Here is a 19,312-nt window from a genome sequence, read left to right on the forward strand (position 1 = left end):
CCCCTCCCCCTTGAGGGGAGGGTGCCTCGTGAAGCGAGGCGGGTGGGGTCGCCTCAACTGCCTCAACGTGAGTTGAGCTGCCTCGACTTGTAAAGAAATAGCGTCGAGCGTGTCACCGCGGACCCCACCCGGCCCTTCGGGCCACCCTCCCCTCAAGGGGGAGGGACTATCCGAGCTACTCGAACACGATGTTCGGCACCGCCGCTTCGGCCGCGCCGCGTTCTTCGTTGACCCGGTCCCAGACCTTCGAAGCAATGCCGCGATAGATCTTCGCCTCGGCGCTGTCTGGCTTCGACGCCACCACCGGAGCACCTTCATCAGAACTTTCGCGAATGCCCATTTCCAGCGGCACTTCGCCGAGGAAGGTCACGCCGAGTCGCTCGGCCTCGCGCCGCGCCCCGCCATGGCCAAAGATGTCGTAGCGCTTGCCGGTATCGGGGGCTATGAAATAGCTCATGTTCTCCACGATGCCGAGCAGCGGCACGTCGACCTTCTTGAACATATTCAATCCTTTGCGGGCGTCGATCAGCGCCAGATCCTGCGGCGTCGAGACGATGACGGCGCCGGCCAGCGGCACCTGCTGGGCCATGGTCAGCTGGGCGTCGCCGGTGCCGGGCGGCATGTCGACGACGAGCACGTCGAGGCGGCCCCATTCGACCTCGCGCAGCATCTGCGTCAGCGCCGACATCACCATCGGACCGCGCCAGATCATCGGCGTCTCCTCGTCGACGAGGAAGCCCATCGACATCACCTTAAGGCCGTAATTCTCCATCGGTTTCAGGATCTTGCCGTCGACGGTCTGCGGCCGGCCATGGATGTTGAGCAGCCTGGGCATGGACGGGCCATAAATATCGGCATCGAGCACGCCGACACGCAAACCGTTGGCGGCGAGGCCAAGCGCGATGTTGACGGCGGTGGTCGACTTGCCGACGCCGCCCTTGCCGGACGCCACCGCGATGATCGCCTCGATGCCGGGCACGCCGCGCTTGCCCGACCTTTCCGAGGCCGGGGCGTGCGGGGCTGGAGAGTGTGGAGCTGGGCGCGGCGCGGCTGGCGCAGCCGGGGGTGCCGGCCTGGGCGCGGGACGCGACGCAACCGGAGCCTCCATGCCGCCGCCCTTCTTCTCCGCCGTCAGCGCGACGACGGCGCCGGCGACACCAGGGATCGCCTTGACGACACGCTCGGCTGCGGCGCGCAGCGGCTCCATCTCCTGTGCACGGGCGGCGGGAACGGTGATCGAGAAAAACACTTTCGAATCGGCGATGAAAATCTCCGAAACCATGCCGAGGTCGACGATGTTGCCGGTGAAGTCCGGCCCGTTGACCGTCTTCAGACGCTCGGTGACGATTTCCTTGGTGACGGACATGCATTGTTCCCTAAGGCGTTTGGCTGCGGCTCAGATAGTGCAGATTGGCAGCGACTCCAAGCACCACAGTGTCCGCCTCACCTTGCCAGGCCAACCGCAAGGTAGGTGAGCGCCGAAATTGCAGCCGTGGCCGGCAAGGTGACGATCCAGGCGATGACGATGTTGCCGGCAATGCCCCAGCGCACGGCCGAGACGCGACGGGCAGCGCCGACACCGATGATGGCCCCGGTGATCGTATGGGTGGTCGACACGGGAACGCCAAGCCAGGTGGCGGCAAACAGGGTGATGGCGCCGCCGGTCTCGGCGCAGAAGCCCTGCATCGGGTTCAACCGGGTGATCTTCGAGCCCATCGTGTGGACAATGCGCCAGCCGCCGAACAAAGTGCCGAGCGCCAGTGCTGTCTGACAGGTGAGGACGACCCACAGCGGCACGTAGAACGTCCCGCCGAGCATACCTTGCGAATAGAGCAGCACGGCGATGATGCCCATGGTTTTCTGGGCGTCGTTGCCGCCGTGCCCTAGCGAATAAAGCGAGGCCGAAAAGAACTGCATGACGCGGAAAGTGCTGTCGACGGCGAACGGTGTCTGGCGCACGAACAGCCAGGAAACGGCCAGGATCAGGACCAGCGCCAGAACAAACCCTGTCGCCGGCGACACGACGATTGCGGCGACCGTCTTGCCAAGCCCGGTCCAGACGATGGCGCCGGGCCCAGCCTTTGCAACGCCGGCGCCGACGAGCCCGCCGATCAGGGCATGCGAACTGCTGGACGGGATGCCGGCAATCCAGGTGACGATGTTCCAGACGATGGCGCCAACGAGCGCCGAGAAGATCACCGCCGGCGTGACGATGCTGACGTCGACGATACCTTTTCCCACAGTTTCAGCCACGTGAAGGCCGAAGAACATGAAGGCGATGAAATTGAAGAAAGCCGCCCACAGGACCGCATATTGCGGTCTCAGCACGCGGGTGGAGACGATGGTGGCGATGGAGTTCGCTGCATCGTGCAGGCCGTTGAGAAAATCGAAAAACAGCGCGACGGCGACAAGGCCGATCAGCACGGGAAAGGCGATGGTGGCTTCCATTGCCTAAACGTTCTCGATGACGATGCCGCTGATCTCGTTGGCGACGTCCTCAAAGCGGTCGACCACCTTCTCCAGCTGGCCGTAGATCTCCGAGCCGATCAGGTAGGCCATCGGATCGCTGCGGCCATGCCGCTTGAACAGGTCCTTCAATCCCTGCTCATGCAGATCGTCGGCGCGGCTTTCGACGCGCATCACCTCTTCGGCGATGGCGTTGAGGCGTACCGTGTGCGTGCCGACCTTGCTGAGCAGCGGGATCGCTTCGGCAACCAGCTTGGAGGCGGCAACGATGACGCCACCCATCTCCTGCATCAGCGGGTCGAATTCCTTCTTTTCGAACAGCTTCACCGTCTTGACGGTCTTGTGCATCATGTCGATGGCGTCATCCATCGACTGGATCAGGTCCTTGATGTCGCCGCGATCGAAGGGCGTGATGAAGGAACGCCGCACCGCCAGCAGCACTTCGGCCGTGATATGATCGGCCTCGTCCTCGAGATCGATGATCTTCTGGCACCAACGATCGATGTCCTTGCCCTGCAGGAGCTGCTCCAGCGCCTCGGCGCCGCCGACCACGGTGCGGGAATGCCGTTCAAAGAGGTCGAAGAAGCGATCTTCGCGCGGCAAAAGCTTGCGGAACCAGCCCAGCATGTCCGATCTCCTCGTATTCCATCCAACCACATAGCGCCGTGTTCGGCCGGGGGAAACAGCCAGCCGGCCCAAAGATGTGGATGCATGGCCAATTGCGGGTAGAGCTTGCGGCGAAAGGCAATTTCCCCGACCTTGCGTGCAACGAACGGACGGATGGTATGATCGACAAGCTCGAATTCTTCATCGCGCTGGCCAAGGAGGAGCATTTCGGCCGGGCGGCGGAAGCGTGCGGCGTCACGCAGCCGACCTTGTCGGCCGGGATCAAGCAGCTGGAGGGCCAGCTCGGCGTCATGCTGGTCAATCGCGGTTCGCGCTTTCAGGGGCTGACGCCGGAAGGCAAGCAGGTGCTGGTGTGGGCGCGTCGCATCGTCGGCGATTCCAGGACCATGCGCGAAGAGATGCGGGCGGCGCGACATGGCCTGTCCGGGCGTATCCGTATTGCCGCCATCCCAACCGCCCTCGCCATGGTGGCGCGGCTTACGACGCCATTTCGCGAGAAGCATCCGGGCGTCACCTTCTCTATCCTGTCGCGCACCTCGATCGAGGTGTTGTCGCTGCTCGGCAATTTCGACGTCGATGCCGGCATCACCTATCTCGACAACGAGCCTCTCGGACGGGTGACCAGCGTGCCGCTCTATGACGAGCGCTACCAGCTGATCACGGCGGTCGGAAATCCCTATTCGGATCGCGACAAAGTGACATGGGCCGAAATCAGCCAGCTGCCGCTCTGCCTGTTGACGCCGGACATGCAGAACCGCCGCATCATCGACCAGCATCTGGCCGAGGCCGGCGTGCAGGTGCGGCCGACACTGGAATCCAACTCGATGATCGTGCTGTTCTCCCACATACGGACAGGCAAATGGTCGTCGATCATGCCGCTCAACCTGGCGGAAACATTCGGTTTTTCCGAGCCGATCCGGGCCATTCCGATCGTCGAACCGGATGCTAGCCACACGGTCGGGCTGGTCGCCGCGCCGCGCGAACCGCACACGCCGCTGGTGCAGGCGCTGCTGGACGAGGCGATGGCGCTGGCAGACGATTTCCGCGCCAATCGCTGAGCTAGTCATAACTGGTCAATCGGCGCGATAGAAATTTTCTATCGTGCAACGAAACCGCTTTATTGATTTCAGAGGTTTTCTCTGATTTCTTAAGCACTTAGCGTTTAAGCGGCGTAGGCATGTCGTTGTTCCAAAACCGCTTCATGCTTTTGGACGATTATATGCATCGATCGCTACGATAGGGAGGGCGCTGCGTGACGATGCAGCCTGCAAGTACCGAGATACAGTCGCGCACGGCGGCGATCATCCAGGAGTTGAAGGGCCTCGAAGGCCCCCTGCTGCCGATCCTGCACGAGATCCAGGAAGAATTTGGCCACGTGCCGCAGGACGCCGTGCCCGTCATCGCCGATGGGCTGAACCTGTCGAGGGCCGAAGTGCATGGCGTCGTGACCTTCTATCATGATTTCCGTGCCCGGCCGGCTGGCCGGCATGTGCTCAAGCTTTGCCAGGCGGAAGCCTGCCAGTCGATGGGTTCGGATGCGATCGCCGCAAAGGTCAAGCAGTTGCTCGGCATCGATTTCCATGAGACCACCCGCGACGGATCGGTTACGCTTGAGCCTGTCTATTGCCTCGGGCTGTGCGCCTGTTCACCGTCGGCGATGCTGGATGGTGAGGTGATCGGGCGGCTCGATGACGAGAAGATCGAAGAGATCGTCGCGGAGGTACGCTCATGATCCCGCGCATCTACATTCCAGGTGACTCCGGCGCGCTGGCGCTCGGCGCCGAAAAAGTCGCCAAGGCTGTTCGTGCGGAACTGGCCGAACGGGGTGTCGAGGCCAAGATCGTCCGCAACGGCTCGCGCGGCGCCTATTTCCTCGAACCGATGGTCGAGGTCGCGACCGAAAAGGGCCGCGTCGCTTACGGGCCGGTCAAGCCATCGGACGTCAAGAGCCTGTTCGACAGCGGCTTTCTCACCGGCGGGCATCACAAGCGCTGGCTGGGCGCGCCCGACAAAATCCCGTTCCTGGCCAAGCAGACGCGCCTGACCTTTGCGCGTTGCGGCATCAACGACCCGCTATCGCTCGATGCCTACAAGTCACTGGGCGGGCTCAAGGGCCTGCAGAACGCGGTGGCCATGGCGCCGCTCGACATCGTCAAACAGGTCACGGAATCGGGCTTGCGCGGCCGAGGCGGCGCGGGCTTCCCGACCGGCATCAAGTGGAAGACGGTGCTCGATACGACATCTGACCGCAAATACATCGTCTGCAATGCCGACGAGGGCGACAGCGCCACCTTTGCCGACCGCATGATTATGGAGGGCGACCCCTTCGTGCTCATCGAAGGCATGACGATTGCCGGCATCGCCACCGGCGCGACCAAGGGGTTCGTCTATATCCGCTCGGAATATCCGCATGCGGTGGCTGTCATGAACAAGGCTGTCGAGGTCGCCCGCAAGGCAGGCGTGCTCGGCGTCAGCGTGCTGGGTTCGCCCAACGCCTTCGACATGGAAATCCGCGTCGGCGCCGGCGCATATGTCTGCGGCGAGGAAACTTCGCTGCTGAACAGCCTTGAAGGCAAGCGCGGCGTGGTGCGAGCCAAGCCACCGCTGCCGGCAATCCAGGGTCTGTTCGGCAAGCCGACGGTGATCAACAACGTCATCAGCCTGGCCTCCGTGCCCATCATCATGGACAAGGGTGCTGCCTTCTACAAGGATTTCGGCATGGGCCGCTCGCGCGGCACGATCCCGATACAGATCGCCGGCAACGTCAAGTTCGGCGGCCTGTTCGAGGCGGCGTTCGGCATGACGCTGGGCGAGATCGTCGACGATATCGGCGGCGGTACGGCCACAGGTCGCCCGGTGAAGGCGGTGCAGGTCGGCGGCCCGCTCGGCGCCTATTTCCCGCGCGGCCTGTTCGACACGCCGTTCGACTACGAAGAGTTCGCGAAGCGCGACGGGCTGATCGGCCATGCCGGCATCACCGTGTTCGACGACACGGCCGACATGCTGAAGCAGGCGCGCTTTGCCATGGAGTTCTGCGCCATCGAAAGCTGCGGCAAGTGCACGCCCTGCCGCATCGGCTCGATACGCGGGGTGGAGACCATCGACCGGCTTGCCGCCGGCATCGAGCCGGAGAAGAACCTGGCACTGGTCACCGATCTCTGCAACACGATGAAGTTCGGATCGCTCTGCGCGCTGGGCGGCTTCACGCCCTATCCGGTGATGAGCTCGATCACCCATTTCCCCGAAGATTTCAAGCCCGCGCCGGCGCGCGTGGCTGCTGAATAGGAGCTGGCAGATGAATATCAAGGCCGACTTCCCGACACTCATCGAAGAACTCGATTACGGAACCCCGGAATCGAAGGCGCAAAAGCAGGTTACGCTGATCGTCGACGGCCGCAGCATCAGCGTGCCGGAGGGTACGTCGATCATGCGCGCGGCGATGGAAGGCGGGGTCGAGATCCCAAAACTCTGCGCCACGGACATGCTGGACTCGTTCGGCTCCTGCCGCGTCTGCCTGGTCGAGATCGACGGGCGCGGCGGCACGCCGGCATCCTGCACGACCCCCGTCGGCGAAGGCATGGTGGTGCGCACGCAATCCGAGCGGCTCGACGCCATCCGCCGCGGTGTCATGGAGCTTTACGTCTCCGACCACCCGACCGGCTGGAACGAGAAGGCCGGCACCGGCGCCAGCGAGTTCGACGTTGTGGCGAAATCGGTCGGCCTGACCGAGAACCGCTTCGGCATTGAGGGCCGCAACCACGTCAAGCAGGAAAACGGCGTCGCGCCCGGCCATGGCTCGCTGGCGGTCGACTACATCGCCCGCGACGAGTCCAACCCCTATTTCACCTATGATCCGGCGCAATGTATCGTCTGCTCGCGCTGCGTGCGGGCCTGCGAGGAGGTGCAGGGCACCTTCGCGCTGACGATCGAGGGCCGCGGTTTCGAATCGCGCATGGTCGCCGGCATGCACGAGGATTTCATCGCCTCCGAATGCGTGTCCTGCGGCGCCTGCGTGCAGGCCTGTCCGACCGATGCGCTGCGTGAAAAGACCGTGCTTGAGAAAGGCATGCCCGAGCGTTCCGCTGTCACCACCTGCGCCTATTGCGGCGTCGGCTGCTCGTTCAAGGCCGAAGTGAAGGACGACGAAGTCATTCGCATGATGCCCTACAAGGACGGCAAGGCGAACCACGGCCACTCCTGCGTGAAGGGCCGTTTCGCCTATGGCTATGCCACCCACAAGGACCGCATCCTGTCGCCTATGATCCGGGAAAAGGTCAGCGATCCCTGGCGCGAGGTGAGTTGGGAAGAGGCCATCGCCCATACGGCCAAGGAATTCCGCCGTATCCAGTATCAATACGGCCGCACCTCGATCGGCGGTATCACGTCCTCGCGCTGCACGAATGAAGAGACCTATCTCGTCCAGAAGCTGGTGCGCCAAGGCTTCCGCAACAACAATGTCGACACTTGCGCGCGCGTCTGCCACTCGCCGACCGGCTACGGCCTCGGCCAGACCTATGGCACCTCGGCCGGCACGCAGGATTTCGATTCCGTCGATTTCACCGATGTCGCCGTCATCATCGGCGCCAATCCGGCTTCCGCGCACCCGGTGTTCGCCTCGCGGCTGAAAAAGCGGCTGCGCCAGGGCGCCAAGCTGATCGTGCTCGATCCGCGCCGCACCGAAATGGTCAAGTCAGCGCATATCGAGGCCGACTATCACCTGCCGCTGAAGCCCGGCACCAACGTGGCGGTGCTGACGGCGCTGGCGCATGTCATCGTTACCGAAGGGCTTTTCGACGAAGCCTTCATCCGCGATCGCTGCGACTGGGCGGAGTTCCAGGATTGGGCTTCTTTCGTCGCCTTGCCGGAAAACAGCCCCGAAATCGTGGGCAAGCTGTCCGGCGTCGACCCCGAACTGATCCGGGGTGCTGCGCGCCTCTATGCCAAGGACGGCAATGGCGCGATTTATTATGGCCTTGGCGTCACCGAACACAGCCAGGGTTCGACCACGGTTATGGCTATCGCCAACCTTGCCATGGCGACCGGCAATATCGGCCGTCCCGGCGTCGGCGTGAACCCGCTGCGCGGCCAGAACAACGTGCAGGGTTCCTGCGACATGGGCTCATTCCCGCACGAACTGCCAGGCTACCGCCACATCTCGGGCGAGGCGGTGCGTGACATCTATGAGAGCCTTTGGGGGGTGAAGCTCGACGACGAACCCGGCCTGCGCATCCCCAACATGCTGGATGCCGCCGTCGACGGCTCGTTCAAGGGCATCTACATCCAGGGCGAGGACATTCTGCAGTCGGACCCTGATACCAAGCATGTCGCGGCCGGCCTGGCGGCGATGGAATGCGTGGTCGTGCACGACCTGTTCCTCAACGAGACCGCCAACTACGCGCATGTCTTCCTGCCGGGCTCGACCTTCCTGGAGAAGGACGGCACTTTCACCAATGCCGAGCGCCGCATCAACATGGTGCGCAAGGTTCTGGAGCCGAAGGCGCGCTACGCCGACTGGGAAGCGACACAGGAGCTTGCCCGTGCGATCGGGCTGGACTGGAACTATCAGCATCCCTCCGAGATCATGGACGAGGTTGCAAAAACGACGCCGAGCTTCGCCGGCGTGTCCTTCGAGCTGCTCGACCGTGTCGGATCGGTGCAATGGCCCTGCAACGAGAAGGCGCCGCTCGGCACACCGATCATGCATATGGATGGCTTCGTGCGTGGCAAGGGCAAGTTCATCCGCACTGAATATGTCGCGACCGACGAGCGGACCGGGCCGCGTTTCCCGTTGCTGCTGACCACCGGCCGCATTCTCAGCCAGTACAATGTCGGTGCACAGACAAGGCGCACCGAAAACGTCATGTGGCACTCGGAAGATCGGTTGGAGATCCATCCGCACGACGCCGAGAACCGCGGCCTGCGCGATGGCGACTGGGTGCGGCTGACCAGCCGTTCGGGCGAGACGACGCTGCGTGCGCTGATCACCGACCGGGTGTCGCCGGGCGTGGTCTACACCACCTTCCACCATCCGGACACGCAGGCCAACGTCATCACCACCGACTTCTCCGACTGGGCGACCAATTGTCCGGAGTACAAGGTGACCGCAGTGCAGGTCGGCGCGTCGAACGGACCTTCGGACTGGCAGCGCGACTATAACGAGCAGGCCGAGCAGAGCCGCCGCATCGCTCCGCTACAGGCGGCGGAGTAGTCTGGGTAGACTCGCCGCCGGAGGAAACAAGAGTGACTCAAAAGGAAGCCTACGAAACGCTTCTGCGCCTATGTGAGAAGCAAGGCGCCGACCTGAACCAGTTTTTGTTCGATATCCAGGGACATGCTTCCGAGGAGGATTTCAACAACCTTCGCCGCATTGTCGCGTACATAATGGGCTACGGGCATCATAAGGCCTATGAATCCATCGCGCGCGATGTTCCGGAACTGACACCGGATTGGATGAAGGGACCCTGATGCGCTCCCGCCAGCCAATCAGCCAGATCTCTCGCCTCGCCCACCGTGCAAGTGGCACCGCGGCGGCCAACCGTATGGTGCCGGAGGAGACGCCGGTGGCGTTCTCGTTTGCCGGCACCACACATGCGGTGATGATGGCGAGCCCCGCCGATTTCGAGGATTTTGCGCTCGGCTTCTCGCTGACCGAAGGCATCATCGCGTTGCCTGACGAGATAGAGGCGATCGAGGTCGAGGACCATGGCGCCGGGATCGACATCCAGATCCGGTTGAAGGACCAGGCCAATACGCGCTTCGAGGCGCGACGCAGGCGATTGGCCGGTCCGGTCGGCTGTGGGCTATGCGGCATCGAATCGATCGAGGAAGCGATGCGCTCGGTCGACAAGGTTGGTGCGTCCAAGCTTACGCTTGAAGCTGACGACATCGTTCGCTCGGTCAAGCTTTTGTCGAAGGTGCAGCCGCTGCATTCGGAAACCGGTGCAGTTCATGCAGCGGGCTTCTACATCCCCGGCAAGGGCATCGTCATGGCGCGCGAGGATGTCGGCCGCCACAATGCGCTGGACAAGCTGGCCGGCGCGCTGGCCAAGGCCGGCATTGACGGTGCATCGGGCGCGGTGGTGGTGACATCACGCGTCTCGGTCGAAATGGTGCAGAAAACGGCGGCGATCGGCTCGGCCTTCATCATCGCCGTCTCGGCGCCGACGGCACTGGCCATCCGCACCGCGGAAGAGGCCGGCATGACGCTGGTGGCGCTGGTGCGCGGCGACGATTTCGATGTTTTCACCCACCCGGAACGGGTGGTCTTGGGAGTTGCCCAGCATGTCGCATGACGAAGAACACATCACGAGCACCGGGGAAAAGCTGGTGCGCATGGCCAACCAGATCGCCGCCTTCTTCCATTCAAGGCCCCGCGAGGAAGGTGTGGCGGGCGTGGCCGAGCACATCAACAAGTTCTGGGAGCCCAGGATGCGCCGGCAGTTCTTCGAGATGCTGGACAGTGGCGGCGAAGGTTTTGACGAACTCGTCGTCGTGGCCTCGGCCAGGATCAAGCGGCCGAAGACCGAGGAGCAGGCCGATGTGAGCATCGGCTACGTCCAACCCACGGGTGCAGAGAGCGCCGCTCCCCAGAAATAGCCTCCCCCAGAAATGGCGGGCGAACACGGTTCGCCGCGGGCTATATTCCTGTCTTCTAAAGTTTGGCTGCCGCATCCGCCGGGCGTCTGCTATGGTCGGCGGTCAGAGATCGTCTGGCCGGGCGGGATAGCAACGTGAGGCCGATCGAGACGCGATATGCCCTCAGCGGCGACGTGCGGATCGCCTATCAGGTGGTCGGCCAGGGATCGTTTGACCTGGTTTTCGTGCCCGGCTTCATCTCCAATCTCGACCTGCATTGGGAAGACGAGGGCTACGCCAGGCTCTTGAAACGGCTCTCGGCGTTCTCGCGGCTGATCCTGTTCGACAAGCGCGGCACCGGCCTGTCCGACCGCGTCGACCCACGCCACCTGCCCAGCCTCGAAACCCGCATGGACGATGTGCGCGCGGTGATGGATGCCACCGGCAGCGGCCGCGCGGCCTTGCTCGGCGCTTCGGAAGGCGCGCCGATGGCAATGTTGTTTGCCGCCACCTATCCGGAACGGACACGAGCGCTGGCGCTCTATGGCGGTTATGCGCATTTCCACAAATGGGTGATGTCGCCGGAGCGCCTCGAGGCCTTCATCGCGACGGCCGGCACGGAATGGGGCACGGGCGCCACACTGCCCAACTTCGCTCCCGGCCGGGTAGATGATGCGCATTTCACCCAGTGGTGGGCCCGCTTCGAGCGGCTGTCGGCCAGTCCGACGGCAGCGGCCGCTCTTGCCCGGATGAATGCCGGGATCGACGTGCGCGGCGTGCTTTCGGCGATCGGCGCACCGACCCTGCTCATCCATCGCCGCAACGACGCGCGGGTCGACCCCGACGCCAGCCGCTTTCTGGCGAAAAATATCTCGAATGCGCGACTAGTCGAGATCCCGGGGCGCGACCACCCGATCTGGACCGGCGATGTCGACCGGGTGGCCGACCTGATCGAGGAATTCCTGACCGGCGAGCGTGCCGTGGCCGAAGCGGAGCGCGTGCTTGCCGCTCTTTTGGCGACACGCATCTACGACACGGCGCGGGTTGGCGACCGCATGTGGAGCGAACGCAGCGAGCGCTTCCAGGAGAGCTGGCGGCAGCTGGTCGGCCGTCATGGCGGACGCGTTGCCGGCATCCATGGCGAATTGATGATCTCGCGCTTCGACGGGCCGGCGCGGGCCATACGCTGCGCGGCGGCACTGCGCGATGCGGCGCAACATATGGGCATTGCAAGCGCCCAGGGCGCCCATGTCGGCGAGGTCGAAATGCGCGGGCCGCCGGTGGGGCTGATGGCACGGGTGACGATGCAGATCGCCGCCCATGCCGGGCGCGGCGATATTCTGGCGTCGCGGCTGGCCGCCGATCTGGCGGCGGGGTCCGGCCTGCATTTCATCGATGCCGGGCGTGTCACGGTGGATGAGCTGGACGAGCCGCTGGCGCTGGTCCAGGCGACGTCGGAACAGCACCTGGAGCCGGCCTGCCGCTCCAAGGCGAAAGCCGCCGAGCCGGCTCAACTGACGGCGCGCGAAAGCGAGGTGGTGATCCTGATCGCCGAAGGCAAGAGCAATGCCGCGATCGCCGCCGAGCTGAGGCTCAGCGAGCATACGGTCAAGCGTCATGTCGCCAACATATTGCTGAAGCTCGATTTGCCGTCACGGGCGGCGGCAGCGGCATTTTCCGCCAGGCAGGCTGGCCCGGACGGGCCATAGGGACCATGGCGCTTTCGGGCGAAGCGGCCAGGTGGGGTCGAGGCTACCAATTCTCTCCATGCAGGCCAGGCGGATGTCGCCGGGAAAGGCACTGCGGATGGAGGATGCAATGCTGAAGTCAAACAGGTCGATCAAATCGCTGGTGATAGCGGCAGGCGTTGGCGCGCTGTTCACGATCGCTCCCGCCAGGGCCGAGGATGCCTCGGCGGCCGCCGCCTACAAGGACATCGAGGCGACGCTCGGCTCGGTGCCGGACATGTTCAAGACGCTGCCGGATGTCGCGGTTGCCGGCGCCTGGGCCGAGATCAAGGGTGTGCAGCTCAACCCCAAGACCGCGCTCGACGGCAAGACCAAGGAACTGCTGGGGCTGGCCGTCGCCTCGCAGATCCCCTGCCAGTACTGCATCTATTTCCACACCGAGGCCGCCAAGCTCAATGGCGCGACCGATGAGGAGATCAAGGAAGCGATCGCGATGGCGGCCATCGTTCGCCACTGGTCGACGATGCTCAACGGCAGCCAGGTCGATTTCGCGACCTTCAAACAGCAGACCGACGGCGTGTTCGCAGCCGTCAAAGCCAAGTCGCAGTGAAAGACAAACGCCCGGCGGTGCGCGCCGGGCAGTGCTTGATCATCAACCGCCCGATCGACGGGCCATGGAGGAAGAAATGCTGACAAAGACGCAAAGCGTGGACGGCGCGGCGATCAAGAAAGCGATCGAAGGACGGGACGGCAGGATGCTGGCGAGCTTCTATGCCGACGACGCGCTGGTGCGGGTGATCGACCGCAACAATCCGCCGAGCAAGCCGCGCGAGATCCGCGGCCGGGCGGCGATCAGCACGTTCTGGGACGACATCTGCAGCCGGGCGATGACCCACAAGGTCGACACCACCATCGCCGACGGCGACAATCTCGCCTTCACCCAGGCCTGCGTCTATCCGGACGGAACGAAAGTGTTCTGCGCGGCGATGCTGGAGCTGAAGAATGGGCGGATTGCACGACAGACGGTCGTGCAGGCTTGGGACGAGTAGTTGCACCGCGAAAAGATCAACCGCGGTTTGGGCCGCAAAACTGGAGGAGACAAAAATGTTCAGCGCCAGATGGCAGATCGACGCCAAGTTCGGGCACAAGCAGACCGTGCTCGACCTGTTGAAGAAATGGGAACGCGAGATCGGCTCTCAGGTCGGCATTGCCGATCTCGAGTTCCAGATCATGACCGGTTCGATCGGAGCTCGGGAAGCGACGGTCGAATCGCATCATCAGGTCGAAAGCCTTGCCCAGCTGGAGGGTTTCTTCGCCAGGATCGGCAAGATCGACGCCCACGCCAAATGGGGCAAGGAGATGGAGCCCTACGTCGTGTCGGGCACCAGCCTTTGGAACATCTATCGCATCGTGGAGTAGCGGTGGCGGGTGCATCGGTTTTCGGCCATCAGTTGCGGCGGCCGAAACTCGTCCGCTGCCCCGAGAACCGCCCTTCCCTGGCCAATCCGGCAGCCGCGACACGTGCTGGCTGATTGGGCAATGTGGCCTGCTTGGCCAGGGCCGCCGCTATCAAGGCGTCGGCCTGGCGCGCGCGCTGGTCCGCGCCGGCATCTCCGGCAGGGTTGCCCGCCACGGCGGAGGCCGACGGCCGCCGGCGGGGTTTGAAAGCAAGATAGAGAAGCAACGCGCCGAGCAGTCCAGCCCCAATGACGATCGTCAAACGCGTGCCGGTCATGCCGGTGTGTTCGATCTGGGTAGGGTTGGCGGGGTTCTGGACGACGGTGAGCTTGTCGCCGACCTGCGGTTCGCGGGCACCGTTCTTGTTCAGCTCCATCGTGGCCTCGACGGCGTCGGCGCCGGTGCCGACGCGCAAGGTGCCGGTGAATTTCTGGGTCACCTTCCACTCTTTGTCAGCATGGACCGTCTTGAACGCATCCACCAGTTCGCACGGGATCGTGGCGGTGCTGACGGTCTTGTAGACAATCTTGTGGGCGGTCGATTCCATGTCGCATTCGACATTGACCGCGAGGATTTCAGCAGGCGCCTCGGGCCAGCCGCTCTTCTTGATCATGTCCTTGCCGCCGAACACAGCGATCAGCAGACAGAAGCCGCCAATGAGTACCAGCTTGATCTTGGTCGTGTTCATGCGCAAACCCCTCGCCGCGCGGTTTCCCGGCAAGAGGCTGCTCGTTCAGGTTGAATATTCAGTAAATCGTGAACTCCCGCCGTACCGCAAAGGTTACTCACGCTTAATATACAGAAAACGCGGTGGCGAATATTTTAGAGATAGTGGCGGCCTCTACCCATGCGCCACCATCACATGACGAACGGCGGTATAATCCTCCAGCGCATAGAGAGACATGTCCTTGCCGTAGCCGGACTGCTTCAGCCCGCCATGCGGCATCTCGTTGGTCAGCATGAAATGGGTGTTGATCCAGGTGCAGCCATATTGCAGACGGGCGGCCGTCGCCATGGCGCGCGAGACGTTCTTGGTCCACACCGAGGATGCCAGGCCGTAGTCGCTGTCATTGGCCCAGTTCACGGCTTCATCGACTTCGGAGAAGCGGGTGATGGAAACGACCGGGCCGAACACTTCGCGGCGCACGATCTCGTCTTCCTGCAGCGCGCCGGCAACCACCGTCGGCTGGTAGTAGAAGCCGGAGCCTGCGCCCGGCTTGCCGCCGGTGGTGATCTCGATGTGCTTCAGTTCCGAAGCGCGCTCGACGAAGCTCGAGACGCGATCGCGCTGGCGGCGCGAGATCAGCGGCCCGATCTCGTTTTCGGTGTCATCGGGCTGGTTGTATTTGATGGTCGAGACGGCAGATGAGAGATCGGCGACGAGCTTGTCGTAGATCTTCTTGCCGGCATAGATGCGGCAGGCGGCTGTACAATCCTGCCCGGCATTGTAGTAGCCGAAAGCGCGCAGGCCGTTGACCACGGCGCCGAGGTCGGCGTCGTCGAAAACGATGACCGGCGCCTTGCCGCCGAGTTCCAGATGCGTGCGCTTGACCGACTTGGCGGCGGCCTGCAGCACCTTCTTGCCCGTGGCGACGTCGCCGGTGATCGAAATCATGTTGACCTTGGCGTGATTGATCAGCGTGTTGCCGACGCTGTCGCCGCGGCCGAGCACGACATTGACGACGCCCTCGGGCAGAACCTCGGCCAGGATCCTGGCCAGCTTCAGCGCCGTCAGCGGCGTCTGCTCCGACGGCTTGAAGACGACGGTGTTGCCGCCGGCAATGGCCGGCGCCAGCTTCCAGGCCATCATCATCAGTGGATAGTTCCACGGCGCGATGGAAGCGACGATGCCGATCGGGTCGCGCCGCACCATCGAGGTGTGGCCGGGCAGATATTCGCCGGCGACCACGCCCGGCATCGAACGTACCGCGCCGGCAAAGAAGCGATAGCAGTCGACGATCGCCGGGATTTCGTCATTGAGCACGGCGTTGATCGGCTTGCCGCAATTCAGCGCCTCGAGCGCCGCGAACTCCCGCGCGTTGGCCTCGATGCGGTCGGCGATCTTGAGGAGATAGCCGGAGCGCTGCGCCGGCGTTGTGCGTGACCACAAGACGAACGCTCGCCCGGCGGCAGTAACAGCCGCCTCGATCTGCGCCTGGCTGGCTTCAGGCAGGTTGAGAATGGTCGCCCCGGTCTTTGGATTCAGAATCGGCTCCTCGGTGTCGGTGCCGTTCTCGAACTTCGAGCCGATCAGCATCTGGGTGTCCATGCGGGTTCTCCTTGGTCAGGAGCGAGTAGCGAATAGCGAGTAGCGAATAGGGCTGGTCGTGCAATCTCCCTATTCGCTATTCGCTACTCCCTATTCGCTGTTCTTCATTTGCCCGAACCGGCGATCTGGTCGCCGTCGCGGGTCAGGTAATAGGCGGCAAGGATGGGCAGCAGCGTCACCAGCACCACGACCATGGCGACGACATTGGTGACCGGACGCTGGCGTGGGCGGATCAGCTCTTCCAGCATCCAGATCGGCACGGTCTGCTGCTGGCCGGCGGTGAAGGTGGTGACGATGACCTCGTCGAAGGAGAGCGCGAAGGCGAGCATCCCCCCGGCAAGCAGAGCGGTGGCGATGTTGGGCAGCACGACGTGCCGGAAGGTCTGGAAGCCGTCGGCGCCGAGATCCATCGAGGCCTCGATCATTGAGCCGGAAGTGCGGCGGAAACGGGCGACCGCATTGTTGTAGACGACGACAACGCAGAAGGTGGCGTGGCCGAGCACGATCGTCCAGAACGAGAACGGGATGTCGGCTAGCGAGAAGGCCGAGCGCAACGCGATGCCGGTGATGATGCCGGGCAGCGCGATCGGCAGGATGACGAGCAGCGAGATCGTCTCGCGGCCGAAGAATTTCGTCCGTGACACGGCGGCGGCGCACAGCGTGCCCAGTATCAAGGCAATCGCGGTCGAGATGGCGGCGACACGGACCGAAAGCGACAGCGCCTGCCAGACATCCGGCCGGTTCCAGGTGACGGCGAACCATTGTGTGGTCAGCCCCGGCGGCGGCCAGACGAAGCTCTTCTCTTCCGTGGTGAAGGCGTAGACGAAGATCAACAAGATCGGCAGATGCAGGAACAGCAGGCCGCAGGCGGCAGCGATCTTGAGGCCGAGCGGAGCGGATTGCGAACCGTCAGAGCGCATCGAAGGCCCCCATGCGCTTGGCGCCCCAGAGATAGAAACCCATGATGACGATGGGCACGACGGTGAAGGCTGCGGCGAGCGGGATGTTGCCGGCTGTGCCTTGCTGCGAATAGACGGCCTGCCCGATGAACAGCCGCGATGTGCCGATGATCTGTGGGATGATGTAGTCGCCCAGCGTCAGCGAGAAGGTGAAGATCGAGCCGGCGACGATGCCGGGCAGCGCCAGCGGGAACAGCACGTTGCGGAAGGTCTGGCCCGGCGATGCGCCGAGATCGGAGGACGCCTCGACCAGATTGCCGGGCACGCGCTCCAATGCCGCCTGCACCGGCAGGATCATGAACGGCAGCCAGACATAGACGAAAGCGATGAAGGTGCCGGTGGCGGAGACCGACAAAGAGTTGCCGCCGACGACCGGCAGCGACAGCCAGCCATCGAGCACCCAGAGCAGATGCAATTTGGCGAGCAGCCAGGTCAAAATGCCTTCCTTGGCGAGGATCAGCTTCCAGGCGTAGATCTTGACGAGGTAACTCGACCATAGCGGCAGCATGATTCCGAGATAGAACAGCGCCTTCCAGCGGCCGCGGGCATAGCGCGCCGCATAATAGGCGATCGGGAAGGCGATGACGGCCGAGGCCAGCGTGACCAGCACCGCCATCGTCACCGTGCGCAGGATGATGTCGAGATTGGCGGGCTGGAACAGGTCGCCATAGGTCTTCAGCGTGAATTCGTGGTTGATGAGGCCGGAGAACTCGTCGATCGAGAAAAAGCTCTGCGCCAAGAGCGCGAACAGCGAACCGATATAGACGACGCCCAACCACAGCACCGGCGGCGCCAGCATGAGGAACAGCAGCAGTTGCGGCTTGCGCCAGAAAAGGTCCGACAGTGCGCCGCGCATGCCACCGCTGCCGGGCAGGATGGCGGGGGCGGAGGTTGAGTCGAGCGCGGCGATGGTCATGGGGCGACCGCGTGCTGAAGGAACCCTGAGAAGCCGCGTTCCTTCACACCCCCCTCTGTCCTGCCGGACATCTCCCCCTCAAGGGGGGAGATCAGCAGGTTCGCTGCCCCGCCAAATCCCCAACGTTGAAGATTGGCGAAACCGGGAGGAACAGCCAATCTCCCCGCTTGAGGGGGAGATGTCCGGCAGGACAGAGGGGGGTGCTTGGCGCAAACCTCAATCATGCCGGCTCGTCCATCAAATGCAAATGCTCGCGGTTGAACGTCAGCACCACCGCTTCGCCTTCCGCCGGCAGTTTCGTGCCGGCCGGCACGATGGCGTGCAGCCTCAGGCCATCAGCGTCCAACGCCAGTTTTGTGGTAGCGCCGAGATAGTTGGTTCCGACCAGGCGCGCGGCAACCCCTTCGCCTTTCGCAATGCTGCCGATGCGGATGGATTCGGGACGCAGGCTGCCCCAGCGGTGCTCACCGGAATAGCGGTGGACGAAATCCGGCGGCAACACATTTGATGAGCCGACGAAATCGGCGACGAAGCGTGTCCTGGGCCGCTGGTAGATTTCTTCCGGCGTGCCGATCTGCATGATCTTGCCGTCATTGAAGACGGCAACGCGGTCGGCCATCGACAGCGCTTCGCCCTGATCATGGGTGACGAAGACGAAGGTGATGCCGAGCGCCTTCTGCAGCGACTTCAGCTCTTCCTGCATGTTCTCGCGCAGCTTGAGGTCGAGCGCGCCGAGCGGCTCGTCGAGCAAAAGCACCTTGGGCTGGTTGACCAGCGCACGGGCCAGCGCGACGCGCTGGCGTTGGCCGCCGGAGAGCTGGCCGGGACGGCGGGCGCCATAGCCCGGCAGGCGCACCAGCGACAGCGCTTCTTCCGCCGCCTTCTGTCGTTGCGGCTTGGCGATGCCCTTGACCATCAGCCCGTAGCCGACATTGTCGAGCACGTTCAAATGCGGAAACAGCGCGTAGTCCTGGAACACGGTGTTGACGTTGCGGCGATAGGGCGGCACGCCCTCGGCGCGTTCGCCGAAGATCGAGATCGAGCCCGATGTCGGCTGCTCGAAGCCGGCGATGAGGCGCAGGCAGGTCGTCTTGCCTGACCCCGACGGACCGAGCATGGCGAAGAACTCGCCGGGCACGATGTCGAGATCGACCGCATCGACGGCGCGCACGCTGCCGAAATGGCGAGAGACTTTCTGGAAGGAAACGGCCGATGTCATGGGCTGTCCGTCTGTTGCCGGTTTGTGGTTCGTCGAAATAGCTCTTGCCGCCACCAATCAGGCCAGCGGGCACGGCACTTCACCTCCCCCTCGATGGGGGAGGTCGCGGCGAAGCCGCGGGTGGGGGTGACTAGC

The 19,312-nt window shown here is 63.6% G+C and carries 19 protein-coding genes; 11 read left to right on the forward strand and 8 right to left on the reverse strand.

The features are described 5' to 3' along the window. Nucleotides 1-175: 175 nt before the first annotated feature. The 3 genes from NKI61_RS28145 to NKI61_RS28155 form a co-directional block, all read right to left on the reverse strand. Nucleotides 176-1,366: an Mrp/NBP35 family ATP-binding protein gene (locus NKI61_RS28145; RefSeq protein WP_286440766.1), complete on the reverse strand. Its 1,191-nt coding sequence runs from the start codon at nucleotides 1,364-1,366 to the stop codon at nucleotides 176-178. 77 nt (nucleotides 1,367-1,443) lie between these two features. After that, entirely contained in the window at nucleotides 1,444-2,448 is a 1,005-nt protein-coding gene (locus NKI61_RS28150; protein ID WP_023688789.1) for an inorganic phosphate transporter, read from the reverse strand. 3 nt (nucleotides 2,449-2,451) lie between these two features. Beyond that, nucleotides 2,452-3,093 (reverse strand): DUF47 domain-containing protein, encoded by a 642-nt coding sequence (locus NKI61_RS28155; RefSeq protein WP_023755757.1) that lies wholly within the window; start codon nucleotides 3,091-3,093, stop codon nucleotides 2,452-2,454. Nucleotides 3,094-3,251: 158 nt separating this feature from the next. On the opposite strand from NKI61_RS28155, the gene NKI61_RS28160 reads away from it, so the two are divergent. From NKI61_RS28160 to NKI61_RS28210, 11 genes are all read left to right on the forward strand, one after another. Further along, complete coding sequence (locus NKI61_RS28160; RefSeq protein WP_023688790.1) at nucleotides 3,252-4,151, forward strand: LysR family transcriptional regulator; 900 nt, start codon at nucleotides 3,252-3,254, stop codon at nucleotides 4,149-4,151. A 194-nt stretch (nucleotides 4,152-4,345) separates the two neighbouring features. Continuing rightward, nucleotides 4,346-4,825, forward strand: a complete 480-nt coding sequence (locus tag NKI61_RS28165) for a formate dehydrogenase subunit gamma (protein ID WP_023738147.1) — start codon at nucleotides 4,346-4,348, stop codon at nucleotides 4,823-4,825. Beyond that, nucleotides 4,822-6,378 (forward strand): formate dehydrogenase beta subunit, encoded by a 1,557-nt coding sequence (locus tag NKI61_RS28170; RefSeq protein ID WP_023673426.1) that lies wholly within the window; start codon nucleotides 4,822-4,824, stop codon nucleotides 6,376-6,378. Before NKI61_RS28165 ends, NKI61_RS28170 begins: the two co-directional genes overlap by 4 nt. 10 nt (nucleotides 6,379-6,388) lie before the next feature. Then, entirely contained in the window at nucleotides 6,389-9,301 is a 2,913-nt protein-coding gene (gene fdhF, locus NKI61_RS28175; RefSeq protein ID WP_352841879.1) for a formate dehydrogenase subunit alpha, read from the forward strand. Nucleotides 9,302-9,333: 32 nt separating this feature from the next. Then, on the forward strand, nucleotides 9,334-9,558 hold the full coding sequence (locus tag NKI61_RS28180) for a hypothetical protein (RefSeq protein WP_023688794.1): 225 nt from the start codon (nucleotides 9,334-9,336) through the stop codon (nucleotides 9,556-9,558). Then, nucleotides 9,558-10,385 (forward strand): formate dehydrogenase accessory sulfurtransferase FdhD, encoded by an 828-nt coding sequence (fdhD, locus tag NKI61_RS28185; protein ID WP_023702665.1) that lies wholly within the window; start codon nucleotides 9,558-9,560, stop codon nucleotides 10,383-10,385. The genes NKI61_RS28180 and fdhD overlap by 1 nt, the downstream gene beginning before the upstream one ends. After that, the gene (locus NKI61_RS28190; protein ID WP_023688796.1) at nucleotides 10,375-10,689 is read left to right on the forward strand and encodes a formate dehydrogenase subunit delta; all 315 of its coding nucleotides are present in this window, start codon (nucleotides 10,375-10,377) and stop codon (nucleotides 10,687-10,689) included. The genes fdhD and NKI61_RS28190 overlap by 11 nt, the downstream gene beginning before the upstream one ends. Before the next feature lie 134 nt (nucleotides 10,690-10,823). Then, the gene (locus NKI61_RS28195; protein ID WP_352841881.1) at nucleotides 10,824-12,377 is read left to right on the forward strand and encodes an alpha/beta fold hydrolase; all 1,554 of its coding nucleotides are present in this window, start codon (nucleotides 10,824-10,826) and stop codon (nucleotides 12,375-12,377) included. 109 nt (nucleotides 12,378-12,486) lie between these two features. After that, on the forward strand, nucleotides 12,487-12,966 hold the full coding sequence (locus NKI61_RS28200) for a carboxymuconolactone decarboxylase family protein (RefSeq protein WP_023688798.1): 480 nt from the start codon (nucleotides 12,487-12,489) through the stop codon (nucleotides 12,964-12,966). 76 nt (nucleotides 12,967-13,042) lie between these two features. Beyond that, nucleotides 13,043-13,405, forward strand: coding sequence for a nuclear transport factor 2 family protein (locus tag NKI61_RS28205; RefSeq protein WP_352496887.1), 363 nt, complete (start codon nucleotides 13,043-13,045; stop codon nucleotides 13,403-13,405). Between the two features lie 55 nt (nucleotides 13,406-13,460). Continuing rightward, nucleotides 13,461-13,775: a hypothetical protein gene (locus NKI61_RS28210; protein WP_286489065.1), complete on the forward strand. Its 315-nt coding sequence runs from the start codon at nucleotides 13,461-13,463 to the stop codon at nucleotides 13,773-13,775. 28 nt (nucleotides 13,776-13,803) lie between these two features. Here the strand turns inward: NKI61_RS28210 and NKI61_RS28215 are convergent, their stop codons facing one another. From NKI61_RS28215 to NKI61_RS28235, 5 genes are all read right to left on the reverse strand, one after another. Beyond that, entirely contained in the window at nucleotides 13,804-14,502 is a 699-nt protein-coding gene (locus tag NKI61_RS28215; RefSeq protein ID WP_352841883.1) for a hypothetical protein, read from the reverse strand. Between the two features lie 153 nt (nucleotides 14,503-14,655). After that, nucleotides 14,656-16,083, reverse strand: a complete 1,428-nt coding sequence (locus tag NKI61_RS28220; protein WP_023821499.1) for a gamma-aminobutyraldehyde dehydrogenase — start codon at nucleotides 16,081-16,083, stop codon at nucleotides 14,656-14,658. A 104-nt stretch (nucleotides 16,084-16,187) separates the two neighbouring features. Continuing rightward, the gene (locus tag NKI61_RS28225; RefSeq protein ID WP_023673416.1) at nucleotides 16,188-17,003 is read right to left on the reverse strand and encodes an ABC transporter permease; all 816 of its coding nucleotides are present in this window, start codon (nucleotides 17,001-17,003) and stop codon (nucleotides 16,188-16,190) included. Beyond that, the gene (locus tag NKI61_RS28230; protein ID WP_352841885.1) at nucleotides 16,993-17,958 is read right to left on the reverse strand and encodes an ABC transporter permease; all 966 of its coding nucleotides are present in this window, start codon (nucleotides 17,956-17,958) and stop codon (nucleotides 16,993-16,995) included. The genes NKI61_RS28225 and NKI61_RS28230 overlap by 11 nt, the downstream gene beginning before the upstream one ends. A gap of 220 nt (nucleotides 17,959-18,178) precedes the next feature. After that, on the reverse strand, nucleotides 18,179-19,177 hold the full coding sequence (locus NKI61_RS28235) for an ABC transporter ATP-binding protein (RefSeq protein WP_023831169.1): 999 nt from the start codon (nucleotides 19,175-19,177) through the stop codon (nucleotides 18,179-18,181). Between the last annotated feature and the right edge of the window lie 135 nt (nucleotides 19,178-19,312).

The sequence above is a fragment of the Mesorhizobium sp. M0514 genome (assembly GCF_040321145.1).
GTDB lineage: Bacteria > Pseudomonadota > Alphaproteobacteria > Rhizobiales > Rhizobiaceae > Mesorhizobium.